This window comes from Suttonella ornithocola (genome assembly GCF_001889065.1).
Taxonomy (GTDB): domain Bacteria; phylum Pseudomonadota; class Gammaproteobacteria; order Cardiobacteriales; family Cardiobacteriaceae; genus Suttonella_A; species Suttonella_A ornithocola.
In genome coordinates, this window is record NZ_LWHB01000349.1 from 1 (window position 1) to 540 (window position 540).

2 protein-coding genes are annotated in these 540 nt (G+C 39.1%); both read left to right on the forward strand.

Going from position 1 to position 540, the window contains the following annotated elements; genetic code table 11:
• Positions 1-18: 18 nt before the first annotated feature.
• Positions 19-213: an IS630 transposase-related protein gene (locus tag A5N85_RS14315; RefSeq protein ID WP_072577680.1), complete on the forward strand. Its 195-nt coding sequence runs from the start codon at positions 19-21 to the stop codon at positions 211-213.
• On the forward strand, positions 213-482 hold the full coding sequence (locus A5N85_RS14320) for a transposase (protein ID WP_072577690.1): 270 nt from the start codon (positions 213-215) through the stop codon (positions 480-482). The genes A5N85_RS14315 and A5N85_RS14320 overlap by 1 nt, the downstream gene beginning before the upstream one ends.
• Positions 483-540 lie beyond the last annotated feature (58 nt).

Here is a 540-nt window from a genome sequence, read left to right on the forward strand (position 1 = left end):
TGAGCGTAAGCCTCAAAGATTGATGATGAAGCCTTGCTTAAGGATATTGAGCAGTATCCCGATGATTACCAATGGGAAAGCGCTAGACGTTTTAATTGCTCGCAATCAGCGATTTGTTATGCTCTAAAGCGACTAAAGATAACGCATAAAAAAAGATTAACCAACATCCAAAAGCCGACACAGAGCAAAGAGAGCACTTTCAAGAACAAATAGTGGATAAGACCGCTCAAGACAAACCGATAGTCTATCTTGATGAATGTGGTTTTAAAACCTTTGCTCATAGACCTTATGGCTACAGCACAAAAGGACAAATTTGTCATGGAAGTGATAACTGGCATTTAAAGAACCAGAGCAATGCGATTGGAGCCATTATCAATGGAGAATTGTTTGCCTTACGCTTATATGATGGTTCTATTAACAGCGATATTTTCTCTCATTGGGTGAGAGAAGCACTGTTACCTGAGTTACCTAAAACAGTGTAATTGTCATGGACAATGCCGCTTTTCATAAACGCAGTGATATTCAAAGCAATCATTGAAG